Source organism: Escherichia sp. SCLE84 (assembly GCF_012584495.1).
In the GTDB taxonomy this organism is placed as follows: domain Bacteria; phylum Pseudomonadota; class Gammaproteobacteria; order Enterobacterales; family Enterobacteriaceae; genus ECMA0423.
The window spans coordinates 42,785-56,304 of the sequence record NZ_CP051430.1; the positions used below are offsets into that span (position 1 = coordinate 42,785).

Genomic DNA, 13,520 nt, shown 5'->3' on the forward strand with positions numbered 1-13,520 from the left:
GGTCATGATGAAGCTACTCATCATCGTGGTGCTCTTAGTGATTAGCTACCCAGCATACTAAGACTACCAGGGCGGGGGAAACCCCGCTCTACCCTCACTCCTGAAAGTATGCCTTCACGATAAGATTGTCAATCCGCAGGCTTTGCCGTCTGCGATCCTGCCAGCAAAAATTCTTTGCGAGACGTTACGCAATAATCACACTGGAAACTATTTTATCTGCAAGTCAGCGATAGACTAAGTGCATGGCGAAAGGAGGTAAGCCGACGATTTCAGCGGGACGCTGAAACGGGAAAGCCCCTCCCGAGGAAGGGGCCTTAAATAAGGAAAGGGTCATGATGAAGCTACTCATCATCGTGGTGCTCTTAGTCATAAGCTTCCCCGCTTACTAAGACTACCAGGGCGGGGGAAACCCCGCTCTACCCTCACTCCTGAAAGTATGCCTTCACGATAAGATTGTCAATCCGCAGGCTTTGTAGTCTGCGATCCTGCCAGCAAATATTCTTTGCGAGTCGTTACGCAATAATCACAGAGGAAACTATTTTATTCACGCGTTAGCGATAGACTGCATTCAGGGCGAAAGGAGGTAAGCCGATGATTTCAGCGGGACGCTGAAACGGGAAAGCCTCTCCCGGAGAAGAGGGCTTTTAATAAGGAAAGGGTTATGATGAAGCACGTCATCATACTGGTGATACTCTTAGTGATTAGCTTCCAGGCTTACTAAGAACACCAGGGGGAGGGGGAAACCTCTCCCTAACCCTCACTCCTGAAATTATGTCACTCCGCCCTTAGTGTCAATCGACGGCTCTCCGTTCTTGCGAGGCGAATAGCAAAATTTTCTGCGCCGCCGGGCCTAATTCTGAAAGTTTCTTCGTTTGCTCTTATTTCATTATTGCAGTCGGTATGATACCGGACCTCGATAATTCTCTAAGAAAGGATTTCTTATGAGCGAACAAATCACGTTTGCCACCAGCGATTTTGCCAGTAACCCGGAACCACGTTGCCCCTGCATTTTGCTGCTGGATGTTTCTGGCTCGATGAGCGGCAGACCTATTAATGAACTTAACGCCGGATTGGTGACCTTTCGTGATGAACTGCTTGCCGATCCGCTGGCTTTAAAAAGAGTGGAACTCGGCATTGTGACGTTCGGCCCGGTGCATGTGGAACAACCCTTTACCAGCGCCGCTAATTTTTTTCCGCCCATCCTGTTTGCCCAGGGCGATACACCAATGGGTGCGGCCATTACCAAAGCCCTGGATATGGTAGAGGAGCGGAAACGTGAGTATCGTGCAAATGGTATTTCGTATTATCGCCCGTGGATTTTCCTGATTACCGATGGTGCACCAACCGATGAGTGGCAGGCTGCAGCCAACAAAGTGTTTCGGGGGGAAGAAGATAAAAGGTTTGCTTTCTTTTCCATCGGTGTTCAGGGGGCGGATATGAAGACTCTGGCACAAATCAGCGTTCGTCAGCCTTTGCCTCTGCAAGGATTACAATTCCGTGAACTGTTTAGCTGGTTATCCAGTTCGCTGCGTTCGGTTTCCCGCTCCACGCCGGGAACGGAAGTTGTGCTGGAAGCGCCAAAAGGCTGGACGTCAGTGTGAGCTGGCGTCTGGTTTATGCATCCGCTGTTGGAACATCGCACATCAGCGCGGACTTGCCTTGCCAGGATGCCTGCCAGATGCAGGTTGCCTGGCTAAATGACCAGCAGCCATTACTGGTGATGTTCCTTGCTGATGGCGCAGGTAGCGTTTCGCAGGGAGGAGAAGGCGCGACGCTCGCCGTCAATGAAGCGATGGCTTATATGTCGCAAAAAGTGCAGGGTGGGGAATTGGGGCTTAATGATATCCTCGCCACGGATATTGTGCTGACCGTTCGTCAGCGACTTTTTGCCGAGGCGGAAGCCAAAGAATTAGCAGTTCGCGATTTTGCCTGCACGTTTCTGGGATTGATTTCATCGGCTAATGGCACCTTGATTATGCAGATTGGCGATGGCGGCGTGGTGGTGGATTTTGGTCACGGTCTGCAATTGCCGCTTACGCCGATGGTGGGTGAATATGCCAATATGACGCACTTCATTACCGATGAAGATGCCGTTTCCAGACTGGAAACTTTCACCAGCACTGAGCGTGTGCATAAAGTTGCAGCATTTACGGATGGTATCCAGCGACTGGCGTTAAATATGCTGGATAATTCTCCTCATGTACCTTTCTTTACCCCGTTTTTCAATGGACTGGCGTCAGCAACGCAGGAACAACTCGATTTATTACCTGAATTGTTAAAGCAGTTTTTGTCCAGCCCGGCGGTAAACGAGCGTACGGATGATGATAAAACGTTGGCACTGGCGCTGTGGTTACCATGAAACCCACTTTATATACTGCTACTGGTGAGTGCGTTACGCCAGGCCGTGAACTGGGCAAAGGCGGTGAAGGCGCGGTTTATGATATCAATGAGTTTGTCGATAGCGTCGCCAAGATTTATCACACGCCGCCACCCGCCTTAAAACAGGACAAACTTGCCTTTATGGCTGCGACAGCTGACGCGCAATTGTTGAATTATGTCGCCTGGCCGCAGGCAACGCTTCACGGTGGACGAGGCGGAAAAGTTATCGGTTTTATGATGCCAAAAGTTTCTGGTAAAGAACCGATTCATATGATCTATAGCCCGGCACATCGTCGTCAACGTTACCCTCATTGTGCGTGGGATTTTCTACTCTATGTTGCGCGCAATATTGCTTCATCTTTTGCTACGGTTCACGAGCACGGGCACGTCGTGGGTGACGTAAACCAGAACAGTTTTATGGTAGGTCGCGACAGCAAAGTGGTACTGATTGATAGCGACTCCTTTCAGATTAACGCCAATGGCACACTGCATTTATGCGAAGTCGGCGTGTCGCATTTTACGCCGCCAGAGCTACAAACCTTGTCGTCATTTGTCGGCTTTGAACGCACAGAAAATCACGATAATTTTGGCCTTGCGTTGCTGATTTTTCACGTCTTGTTTGGTGGCCGGCATCCTTATTCTGGTGTGCCGCTTATCTCTGATGCGGGTAATGCGCTGGAGACGGATATTACCCATTTCCGTTATGCCTACGCGTCAGATAATCAGCGACGTGGTTTAAAACCGCCGCCACGATCGATTCCGCTATCGATGTTACCGGGCGATGTTGAAGCCATGTTTCAGCAGGCATTCACGGAAAGTGGCGTGGCAACCGGGCGTCCGACGGCTAAAGCGTGGGTAGCGGCACTTGATTCTCTGCGCCAACAGTTAAAGAAATGTCCCGTTTCGGCAATGCATGTTTATCCCGCTCATTTGACCGACTGCCCGTGGTGTGCGCTGGATAATCAAGGCGTTATCTATTTTATTGATCTCGGCGAAGAGGTCATTACCACCGGCGGTGATTTTGTGCTGGCGAAAGTCTGGGCGATGGTGATGGCGTCAGTAGCACCGCCAGCATTGCAATTGCCATTACCCGATCATTTCCAACCGACTGGCAGGCCGCTTCCTTTAGGCCTGTTACGGCGCGAATACATCATTCTGATTGAGATCGCACTGTCAGCGTTATCGCTGTTGCTTTGCGGCCTTCAGGCAGAACCGCGTTATATTATTTTGGTTCCTGTGCTGTCGGCTATCTGGATTATTGGCAGTCTGACAAGCAAAGCGTACAAAGCAGAAATCCAGCAACGCCGTGAGGCATTTAATCGCGCGAAAATGGACTATGAGCATTTAGTCAGCCAGATCCAACGGTTGGGCGGGCTGGAAGGTTTTATCGCCAAACGGGCGATGCTCGAAAAAATGAAGGACGAAATTCTCGGGTTACCGGAAGAAGAGAAACGCGCTCTGGCAGCACTTCATGACACTGCAAGGGAACGGCAGAAGCAGAAGTTTCTGGAGGGATTTTTTATTGATGTTGCCTCTATTCCCGGCGTTGGCCCTGCGCGTAAAGCGGCGTTACGGTCTTTTGGTATTGAAACAGCCGCAGATGTTACCCGTCGTGGCGTTAAGCAAGTGAAAGGGTTTGGCGACCATCTGACCCAGGCGGTTATCGACTGGAAAGCGAGCTGTGAACGCCGTTTTGTGTTCAGGCCGAATGAAGCGATAACGCCAGCAGACAGACAAGCGGTAATGGCGAAAATGACCGCCAAACGACATCGGCTGGAATCGACGTTGACTGTCGGCGCGACAGAGTTGCAGCGATTCCGCCTTCATGCTCCAGCACGGACCATGCCGTTGATGGAACCTTTACGTCAGGCGGCAGAAAAACTGGCTCAGGCGCAGGCAGATTTAAGCCGCTGCTGAGCCATTTTCTTTTAACGAAACACCACTTCCGCCCAGCGTGCCAGCCCGGCGGTGACGGAGCCAAAGTCATCGCCGCCTGCAATCGGAATTCCCGGCAACTGTTCTGCCAGCGCTTTTTTAATCAGCGGCGAACGGGCGCTACCGCCGGTCAGGTAGATAACGTCCGGTTTTTCCTGGGCGTTATCCAGGGCCAGTTGCACCTGTTCCAGAATCCGCGCCAGTGGCTGGCTGAGGGCGCTTTCCAGCCCTTGCTGGCTAATCAGCGTAGCCAGTTCATCGCTGATAAACGGCAGTGAGGCGCGGGTTTCCGCTACGCTTGAAAGAGCAATTTTGCACTCTTCTGCGCTACGCACCAGGCGATAGCTTAAACGCTGACGCCAGACTTTCTGTAGCAGAGCCACTTTTTCCGGTTCGCGGGCATCGCGTACCAGATCGTTAAGCAGACGACCGTTGGCACTACTGTAGAAATCACTCTGCGCAGGTACGTCGTTGATGGCAACCGCATTCCACCACGGCAGAATCGGCAGGGCGATGCCTTTTTCGGTTTCGCCACCCATGCCCAGTAACGGCATCAGGTTTTTAAACGCCAGTGCGATGTCCAGATCGTTACCGCCAATACGGCAACCACTGTGACCCAGCAGGCTGGCTTCACGATCGAGACGCGAACGCCACTGCGGCCCCATCAGCAGCAATGAACAGTCAGTCGTACCACCGCCGATATCCACCACCAGCACCCGTTTTTCTTCCTGCAAGGTGGCTTCGTAATCCAGCCCAGCCGCGACCGGCTCGTACTGGAATACCACGTCCCTGAATCCGGCACGCTTCGCCGCGCGTTCCAGAATCCCTTGCGCCTGGGCGTTTGCTTCATCGCCGCCCAGCCCCTGGAAGTTGATCGGGCGACCAATCACCGCCTGAGTAATCGCTTCTGGCAGCTGCGCCTGCGCCTGCTGGCGAATGTGCAACATCATTGCGCAGACCAGATCCTCAAACAGCGCTACCTGCTGCGGTTTTAAGCCGCTGGCACCGAGGAACGATTTTGGTGATTTCACAAACCACACTTCTTCTGGATCATCAATGTACTGTGCCAGTGAGGAAAGACCGAACTGCACGCTTTTCGCCGTAACATCGATATCTTCTTCGCGGTTATAACGAATCGCCCGACGTAACAGCGCCTGCGTTTCATCGTCGTCTGCCGGAACATCATGATGGCGGTACAGCCATTCGCTTACCGATTCACGCGTTGGCGCGCAAAGCATTGAAGGCAGCAGCGTGCTGTCGTTTTCCATTTTCAGTAATTGCGGTTTACCGTCACGCATGACCGCCACTGAACAGTTTGCTGTACCGTAATCAAAACCAATAAACACGAATTAATCCCCATGCCGGTGAAGAAGGGGCGTGACTTTAGCGAAATGTTGCTGTCGCGACAACCGGAATATGAAAGCAAAGCGTAGCGTCTGAATAACGTTTATGCTGAAAGCGGATGAATAAGGAGATGCGATGTATACCCTGAACTGGCAGCCGCCGTATGACTGGTCGTGGATGTTGGGATTTCTCGCCGCCCGTGCAGTGAGTGGTGTGGAAACGGTCGCTGAGGATTATTATGCCCGTAGTCTGGCGGTGGGCGAATATCGCGGCGTGGTGACTGCTATTCCGGATATAGCCCGCCATACTCTGCACATAAATTTAAGTGCAGGTTTAGAACCCGTTGCCGCTGAGTGTCTGGCGAAAATGAGCCGCCTGTTTGATCTGCAATGTAACCCGCAGATTGTTAACGGTGCGTTGGGCAAGTTAGGCGCGGCGCGGCCCGGATTGCGTTTACCCGGCTGTATTGATGCTTTTGAGCAGGGTGTGCGGGCGATTTTAGGCCAACTGGTGAGCGTGGCGATGGCGGCAAAATTGACTGCCAAAGTTGTACAGCTTTATGGCGAACGGCTGGATGATTTTCCGGAGTATATCTGCTTCCCCACGCCTCAGCGGCTGGCAGCAGCCGACCCGCAGGCATTAAAAGCGTTAGGCATGCCGTTGAAACGGGCAGAGGCACTGATTCATCTGGCAAATGCGGCGCTGGAGGGCAGCTTACCAATGACAATTCCGGGCGATGTGGAGCAGGCGATGAAAACGCTGCAAACTTTTCCGGGTATCGGGCGCTGGACGGCGAATTATTTCGCTTTGCGTGGCTGGCAGGCGAAAGATGTTTTTCTGCCGGATGATTATCTGATTAAACAGCGATTTCCGGGGATGACACCGGCACAAATCCGCCGTTATGCCGAGCGCTGGAAGCCCTGGCGTTCTTATGCGCTGTTGCATATCTGGTATACGGAAGGCTGGCAACCAGACGGAACGGACGAATTGTAGGCCTGATGCGTCGCATCAGGCAATGGGCAAACGCTCCCTCAGTTAATCGCGAAATAACTGCTATTCACCAGCAAATCCAGCGGTTGGGCATCGGCAATCACATCACCATAAATCAGATCGACGCCGATGCCAGAAAGCGTATCCATCACTAAGGGTAAAACGACTGGCCCGGCGATGGTTTTCATCCCGAGTCGCTGAGCGTGCCCCTGAATAATCGTAATCAGCATCTCATCCATCAAATTACCCTGCACGTTGGCGCATAACTCACCATCAAGTAGCAGGTAATCTGCCATATTCGCTTTCAGCGAGTTGAAGATTTGCAGATCGCGGCCCACCTGGCTGAGCACTATCCGACATCCCGCCAGCCGCAGTTTTTGCACGCTTTCTGCGTGATCTAAAATCGCGTCTGCCGGAATAATCAGATGTAATAACCGTGGTGGTAGAGGGCTATTTTCCAGCTGCTCAAGCAGATCATTCACCAGCGTGGCGCTACTCAAACCGGCAACGGAAAGGGGGAGGGCGATGCTTATGCCTTTACTGGCAACCGCTTTTGCGGCCAGCTGGAAAAATTCGTGGAATACCCGTCGGTCAAGAGCATGGCTAAGTGCCGGATCGCTGAAGCTACGACGAAATTTTTGTTCATCAATAATCTCGCCTTCGCAACTCCAGAGTTTAAGCGAAATCAGCCACAAATTACGCGCTTCCGGGATCCGCGGCGAAGCGACACCGTGGGCCATCATCATCAACTGATTCTCTTTAATCATCCGCCACTGTTCATCAAGCGACATCGCCGCCCGTTCGCTATGTGCGGCAGCTTGCTGTGGTTCGTAAACCGTCACCCGGCCCCGTCCACCATTTTTGGAGGCATAACAGGCGATATCAGCCTGCGACATCACTTCTGCCGCCTGATGATTGTTGTCATCAATCAAGGTAATCCCGGCACTGGCACCTACCCGATGCACACGGCCTTCCCATATAAAGTGATAGTCATTCACGGCACTGATAATGCGTGTAGCGATAAAACGCGCGCTTTCAACATTACAGTCTGGTAGCAGCAGACCAAATTCATCCCCACCGAGTCGCGCCAGCACGTCGCTGGAACGCAGCATACTCAGCATCAACGACGCCAGTTCGCGCAGCAAAGCGTCGCCCGCCGCATGCCCGGCGCTGTCATTCACCGCTTTAAAGCGATCAAGATCGATAAACACCAGGGCATGTCGCTGATGTGTACTGTTTACCGTTTGCAGCAGCATACGCAGTTGCTTCTCAAAACTGGCGCGATTGGCGAGATGCGTCAGTGCATCATGGGAGGCGCTGTAGCTCAGCTGGCGCAGCATTTTGCGTGATTCGGTAACGTCCTGAATCACCAGAACCGAACCAATATTGCTGCCGTCCAGAGTACTTAACGGCGTAATACTGTAATGCACGTCGTAGCTGCCGCCGCTCCGGCAGTGCAACACCACATCTTGTTCAATCGCGGAACGTGAGGTGTCGGCACTGTAAATGTTCTCCATCAGGGGACCATTGTCGCCAAAGGTAATATGCAACACCGTCAGGAGCGGAACACCTAATGCTTCTTCCTGCGTCCAGCCGCTCATCTTCTCCGCCACTGGATTCATAAAGGTAATTTTCATTGCCATATCAATACAGACCACGGCTTCGCCGATGGAGTCCAGCGTTATGTGCAGGCGCTCTTTTTCCTGAAACAATGCCTCGTTAAGCTGTTTAACCTCAGTCATATCCATATTAATGCCGAGCAGGCGTTCGACTTCGCCTTCTTTATTCAGTACCCGGTTGGCGAGGGCGCGGATATGGCGAATACCGTCTTTTACGGTAATGCGAAATTCCAGTTTAAAGGGCGAGCGTGATTGCAACGAATCACGAATCACTTTTTCGGCATGCTGGCGATCTTCCGGCAGCACGCACTCGTACCACACCTGCCAGTTCGGTTTGATATGTGGAGGAATTTCATACAGCTCGAACATCCGCTTATCCCAGCTAAAAATATTCGGCTTCAACTCCCACTCCCAGATGCCAATCCCGCCCGCTTCGTTAGCCAGCGTGATGCGCTCCATCAGTTGCTGATTCACCTGTTCGGTGCGTTTTAGCTCGTTAATGTCTTCAATCTGAGCGATAAAATAGAGCGGCGTGCCATCCGTGTGGCGCACCAGTGAGACGGCAAGCAACGCCCAGACAACATCGCCATTGCGGTTGTAGTAGCGTTTTTCCATTGAATAGGTGTTTATTTCACCGCTTATCAGCTTTTCAACCTGTTGGAGATCTTTATTGAGATCCTCCGGCCAGGTCAGTTGCTGAAAGGTGAGTCCGCGCAGCTCTTCCTGACTGTACCCGAGAAACTGGCAGAGCGCTTTGTTGGTTTGCAGCCATTGTCCCTCGGTGCCCACTAACGCCATACCGATAGCGGAATATTCCATGGCGTTCCGAAAACGGGTTTCGCTTTCGGAAATGTGTTTGCGTTCCGCACGAAAGGCATACATCACCATCGTCATGATGTTGGCGGGCAGCAGGATCAGCAAAAACGGTAGCCACGGCATATGGCTCATCAGGTATGTACGCGGCGTAGCAAGCAGGGAGGGATCCGCGGCCATCATCAGCGACACCATCATCACCGTGGTAAGGAAGATCAAAAAGGCTTCCATTCGTGGCAGGCGCACGGCGCTCCACATCAACAGCACAATAATGAAAGTAAAAGGCCACGGCAGGTACAACATAGAAAGCCAGCTTAACGTCAGCGTGATGGCTAACGTGAGCAGTGACTCAAAAAGTAACCGTGGGTTGCGATGGCGCAGCAGATAGTGTGGCTTAAATAACAATCCCAGCGGCACCAGTGCCAGAGCGCCGATGGATTCTGACAGTACCCATATCAAAAATGCCCTGAGAGGATCGTCTCCGGGCGTCAGCAGGACAACCAGAACACCCCCTAACAGAGGCGGAACAATGGCGCTGCCGAATGCCAGACGCAGCCAGTCAGCCAGATTTTGCAAGGGGTTATACCACGGCAGCAATTTACGTAGCAGCACTGCCCCGACCACGGCTTCAACAATATTGATGGTCGTCCAGGTCATGTTCAGCGAGCTGGTGGAAAAAAGCAGGATGGATGCGGCGATATTTCCCAGCGAGCAGCTCAGCGCAATTCCCGGCCACATGCGCCCGGCATGGCGATAAAACGCCACCATCATGATGGACGTCGGGAACCACAGTGGGGCGAGTTGGGTGCCAAACTGCGAAAGCTCAAGCGAGAAAAGGGTAAAGATAAACGAGACTAAACCTAAACTGACCAGGTGAAGCAGCGGGTGGGGCAGGGCAATTAATACATGCTGTGATTGTTTGCTCATTACCGCTTTATCCGCAAGACCAGGTCGCCAGTATTCGTTTCTGTGTTTATGCTAGTACAAAAGTTTTACATTTTATATGCGAATTGCTCATAAAGTGACGTAAAGGCGGATAATTTGCGCAACTGCGTATAACATTTTTTACCTTGTATAAAACTGATCAACGTAATTTGCCACCGGGAATTCTTCGTCAACAATAAACTCTGAGCGCGCGGCAGCGCTATTCGACTGGTATCAGGCGGATGAAATCCCTATAATTGCCGCGTTTGGCGCTTCGTCGCCCCCTTCCTAACATCCAGGTTAATCAGGTCGCTAAATATATGACTGATCAGTCTCATCAGTGCGTCATTATCGGTATCGCTGGCGCATCGGCTTCCGGCAAGAGTCTTATTGCCAGTACCCTTTATCGTGAATTACGTGAGCAAGTCGGTGATGAACACATCGGCGTAATTCCCGAAGACTGCTATTACAAAGATCAAAGCCATCTGTCGATGGAAGAACGCGTTAAGACCAACTACGACCATCCCAGCGCGATGGATCACAGCCTGCTGCTTGAGCATTTACAAGCGTTGAAACGCGGCTCGGCAATTGACCTGCCGGTTTACAGCTATGTTGAACATACGCGTATGAAAGAAACGGTGACGGTTGAGCCGAAGAAGGTCATCATTCTCGAAGGCATTTTGTTGCTGACGGATGCGCGTTTGCGTGACGAACTTAACTTCTCCATTTTCGTTGATACCCCGCTGGATATCTGCCTGATGCGCCGCATCAAGCGTGACGTTAACGAGCGTGGGCGTTCAATGGATTCCGTGATGGCGCAATATCAAAAAACCGTGCGCCCGATGTTCCTGCAATTCATTGAGCCTTCTAAACAATATGCGGACATTATCGTGCCGCGCGGCGGGAAAAACCGCATCGCGATCGATATATTGAAAGCGAAAATAAGTCAGTTCTTTGAATAAGCTTGATAAATTGTGTACCGTTCAGTGATAACCTGGTATGCCCTTGACGTAATTGGCGTTAAGGGAGTGATGCGCGAAAGGAGAAAATGCCATGCGTCTGTGTGACCGAGATATTGAAGCCTGGCTTGATGAAGGCCGTTTGTCGATCAACCCACGTCCGCCAGTGGAGCGTATTAACGGCGCGACGGTGGATGTACGCTTGGGCAATAAATTTCGTACCTTCCGTGGTCACACGGCAGCGTTTATCGATCTGAGCGGTCCCAAAGATGAAGTGAGCGCCGCGCTTGACCGCGTGATGAGCGATGAGATCGTTCTCGACGAGGGCGAGGCGTTCTATCTTCACCCAGGAGAGCTGGCGCTGGCGGTGACGCTGGAGTCGGTGACGCTGCCAGACGATCTGGTGGGCTGGCTGGACGGGCGTTCCTCTTTGGCGCGTCTGGGGCTGATGGTGCACGTCACCGCGCACCGTATCGATCCGGGCTGGTCTGGTTGCATTGTGCTGGAGTTCTACAACTCCGGTAAGCTGCCGCTGGCGCTGCGTCCGGGCATGTTAATTGGTGCGCTGAGCTTTGAGCCGCTTTCCGGCCCGGCGGCGCGACCTTACAACCGCCGTGAAGATGCGAAATATCGCAACCAGCAGGGCGCGGTAGCCAGCCGAATCGATAAAGACTAATTCAGGCCCATTGAGGATACCATGAGACGATTTCTGACGACGCTGATGATACTCCTGGTCGTGCTGGTGGCCGGGTTATCTGCGTTAGTGTTGCTGGTGAATCCGAATGATTTCCGCGACTATATGGTCAAGCAAGTTGCTGCACGTAGCGGTTATCAATTGCAGCTCGACGGGCCACTGCGTTGGCACGTCTGGCCGCAGCTTAGTATCCTCTCCGGGCGAATGTCTCTCACCGCCCAGGGCGCAAGCCAGCCACTGGTTCGCGCCGACAACATGCGTCTGGACGTGGCGCTTTTACCACTACTGAGTCATCAACTGAGCGTTAAGCAGGTGATGCTAAAAGGGGCAGTGATCCAACTGACGCCGCAGACGGAAGCGGTGCGCAGTGAAGACGCTCCGGTTGCACCGCGCGACAATACCTTGCCGGATCTGTCAGACGATCGCGGATGGTCGTTTGATATATCCAGTCTTAAGGTGGCGGACAGCGTGCTGGTGTTCCAGCATGAAGATGACGAGCAGGTGACAATCCGCAATATTCGCCTGCAAATGGAACAAGATCCCCAACATCGTGGTTCATTTGAGTTCTCCGGGCGGGTTAATCGCGATCAGCGCGATCTCACGATATCCCTTAACGGTACGGTAGATGCTTCTGATTATCCGCATGATTTAACGGCGGCTATTGAACAAATTAACTGGCAGTTGCAGGGTGCAGATTTACCAAAACAAGGTATTCAGGGGCAGGGGAGTTTCCAGGCCCAGTGGCAGGAGTCACATAAACGCCTTTCATTTAACCAAATCAGCTTGACCGCCAATGACAGCACGCTGAGCGGGCAAGCACAGGTCACGCTGACAGAGAAACCTGAATGGCAGCTGAGACTGCAATTCCCGCAACTGAATCTTGACAACCTCATCCCGCTTAATGAAACAGCGAATGGTGAAAACGGTGCCGCGCAGCAGGGGCAGAGCCAATCAACATTGCCGCGCCCGGTCATTTCTTCGCGTATTGATGAACCGGCATATCAGGGACTGCAAGGCTTTACGGCTGATATTTTGTTGCAGGCCAGTAACGTGCGCTGGCGCGGAATGAATTTTACAGATGTTGCCACGCAAATGACCAACAAGTCGGGTTTGCTGGAAATTACTCAACTGCAGGGCAAGCTTAACGGTGGACAGGTTTCACTGCCGGGCACGCTGGACGCGACATCAATAAATCCGCGGATAAACTTCCAGCCACGGCTGGAAAACGTTGAGATTGGTACCATTCTGAAGGCGTTTAACTATCCGATTTCGTTGACCGGAAAAATGTCACTGGCTGGTGATTTCTCCGGTGCTGACATAGATGCCGACGCATTCCGCCACAACTGGCAAGGACAGGCACATGTCGAAATGACCGACACGCGCATGGAAGGGATGAACTTCCAGCAGATGATTCAGCAAGCGGTAGAGCGTAATGGCGGTGATGTGAAGGCCGCTGAAAACTTTGATAACGTGACGCGGCTTGACCGCTTTACCACCGATTTGACGTTGAAGGATGGCGTCGTGACGTTAAACGACATGCAAGGTCAATCGCCTGTGCTGGCGCTGACAGGGGAAGGCATGTTGAATCTGGCAGATCAAACCTGCGACACCCAGTTTGATATTCGGGTCGTGGGTGGCTGGAACGGGGAAAGCAAACTGATTGATTTCCTCAAAGAAACGCCAGTACCGCTGCGGGTTTATGGCAACTGGCAGCAACTCAATTACAGTCTGCAAGTGGATCAGTTACTGCGCAAACATCTACAGGACGAAGCGAAACGTCGCCTGAATGACTGGGCCGAGCGGAATAAAGATTCCCGCAATGGCAAAGATGTGAAGAAGTTGCTGGAGAAGATGTAGGTTACC

Annotated in this window: 12 protein-coding genes; 10 read left to right on the forward strand and 2 right to left on the reverse strand. The window is 52.3% G+C overall.

Translation table 11 applies throughout. From position 1 onward, the window contains the following. Positions 1-4: 4 nt before the first annotated feature. The 6 genes from HGD79_RS00215 (at position 5) to yegI (ending at position 4,296) form a co-directional block, all read left to right on the forward strand. A complete protein-coding gene (locus tag HGD79_RS00215; RefSeq protein ID WP_001386901.1) occupies positions 5-61 on the forward strand; it encodes a type I toxin-antitoxin system Ibs family toxin in 57 nt (18 codons plus the stop codon). Positions 62-332: 271 nt separating this feature from the next. Further along, positions 333-389, forward strand: coding sequence for a type I toxin-antitoxin system Ibs family toxin (locus tag HGD79_RS00220; protein ID WP_001386899.1), 57 nt, complete (start codon positions 333-335; stop codon positions 387-389). A gap of 272 nt (positions 390-661) precedes the next feature. After that, positions 662-721, forward strand: a complete 60-nt coding sequence (gene ibsA / locus HGD79_RS00225) for a type I toxin-antitoxin system toxin IbsA (RefSeq protein WP_010723109.1) — start codon at positions 662-664, stop codon at positions 719-721. Between the two features lie 220 nt (positions 722-941). Next, on the forward strand, positions 942-1,601 hold the full coding sequence (locus HGD79_RS00230) for a VWA domain-containing protein (protein WP_000003178.1): 660 nt from the start codon (positions 942-944) through the stop codon (positions 1,599-1,601). Then, positions 1,598-2,359, forward strand: coding sequence for a PP2C family serine/threonine-protein phosphatase (locus HGD79_RS00235; RefSeq protein ID WP_000119074.1), 762 nt, complete (start codon positions 1,598-1,600; stop codon positions 2,357-2,359). The genes HGD79_RS00230 and HGD79_RS00235 overlap by 4 nt, the downstream gene beginning before the upstream one ends. Then, a complete protein-coding gene (gene yegI, locus HGD79_RS00240) occupies positions 2,356-4,296 on the forward strand; it encodes a protein kinase YegI (protein ID WP_168848238.1) in 1,941 nt (646 codons plus the stop codon). The genes HGD79_RS00235 and yegI overlap by 4 nt, the downstream gene beginning before the upstream one ends. Before the next feature lie 11 nt (positions 4,297-4,307). On the opposite strand, the gene yegD is transcribed toward yegI, so the two are convergent. After that, positions 4,308-5,660, reverse strand: a complete 1,353-nt coding sequence (yegD, locus tag HGD79_RS00245) for a molecular chaperone (RefSeq protein WP_000469759.1) — start codon at positions 5,658-5,660, stop codon at positions 4,308-4,310. Positions 5,661-5,793: 133 nt separating this feature from the next. On the opposite strand from yegD, the gene alkA reads away from it, so the two are divergent. After that, positions 5,794-6,651 (forward strand): DNA-3-methyladenine glycosylase 2, encoded by an 858-nt coding sequence (alkA, locus tag HGD79_RS00250; protein ID WP_000288410.1) that lies wholly within the window; start codon positions 5,794-5,796, stop codon positions 6,649-6,651. A gap of 38 nt (positions 6,652-6,689) precedes the next feature. On the opposite strand, the gene HGD79_RS00255 is transcribed toward alkA, so the two are convergent. Then, the gene (locus HGD79_RS00255) at positions 6,690-10,007 is read right to left on the reverse strand and encodes a diguanylate cyclase (protein ID WP_000043694.1); all 3,318 of its coding nucleotides are present in this window, start codon (positions 10,005-10,007) and stop codon (positions 6,690-6,692) included. 317 nt (positions 10,008-10,324) lie between these two features. Here HGD79_RS00255 and udk point away from each other — a divergent pair, with 317 nt between their 5' ends. From udk to asmA, 3 genes are all read left to right on the forward strand, one after another. Next, entirely contained in the window at positions 10,325-10,966 is a 642-nt protein-coding gene (udk, locus tag HGD79_RS00260; RefSeq protein WP_001295424.1) for a uridine kinase, read from the forward strand. Between the two features lie 91 nt (positions 10,967-11,057). Then, a complete protein-coding gene (dcd, locus tag HGD79_RS00265) occupies positions 11,058-11,639 on the forward strand; it encodes a dCTP deaminase (protein WP_097338639.1) in 582 nt (193 codons plus the stop codon). Positions 11,640-11,660: 21 nt separating this feature from the next. Then, the gene (asmA, locus tag HGD79_RS00270; protein WP_001252331.1) at positions 11,661-13,514 is read left to right on the forward strand and encodes an outer membrane assembly protein AsmA; all 1,854 of its coding nucleotides are present in this window, start codon (positions 11,661-11,663) and stop codon (positions 13,512-13,514) included. The last annotated feature ends 6 nt before the right edge of the window (positions 13,515-13,520 follow it).

Excerpts from the sequence above, each read along its gene's own strand:
- HGD79_RS00230 (WP_000003178.1), top strand. The coding sequence starts at position 942 with ATGAGCGAACAAATCACGTTTGCCACCAGCGATTTTGCCAGTAACCCG.
- yegI (WP_168848238.1), top strand. The coding sequence starts at position 2,356 with ATGAAACCCACTTTATATACTGCTACTGGTGAGTGCGTTACGCCAGGC.
- alkA (WP_000288410.1), top strand. The coding sequence starts at position 5,794 with ATGTATACCCTGAACTGGCAGCCGCCGTATGACTGGTCGTGGATGTTG.
- HGD79_RS00255 (WP_000043694.1), bottom strand. The coding sequence starts at position 10,007 with ATGAGCAAACAATCACAGCATGTATTAATTGCCCTGCCCCACCCGCTG.
- udk (WP_001295424.1), top strand. The coding sequence starts at position 10,325 with ATGACTGATCAGTCTCATCAGTGCGTCATTATCGGTATCGCTGGCGCA.
- dcd (WP_097338639.1), top strand. The coding sequence starts at position 11,058 with ATGCGTCTGTGTGACCGAGATATTGAAGCCTGGCTTGATGAAGGCCGT.
- asmA (WP_001252331.1), top strand. The coding sequence starts at position 11,661 with ATGAGACGATTTCTGACGACGCTGATGATACTCCTGGTCGTGCTGGTG.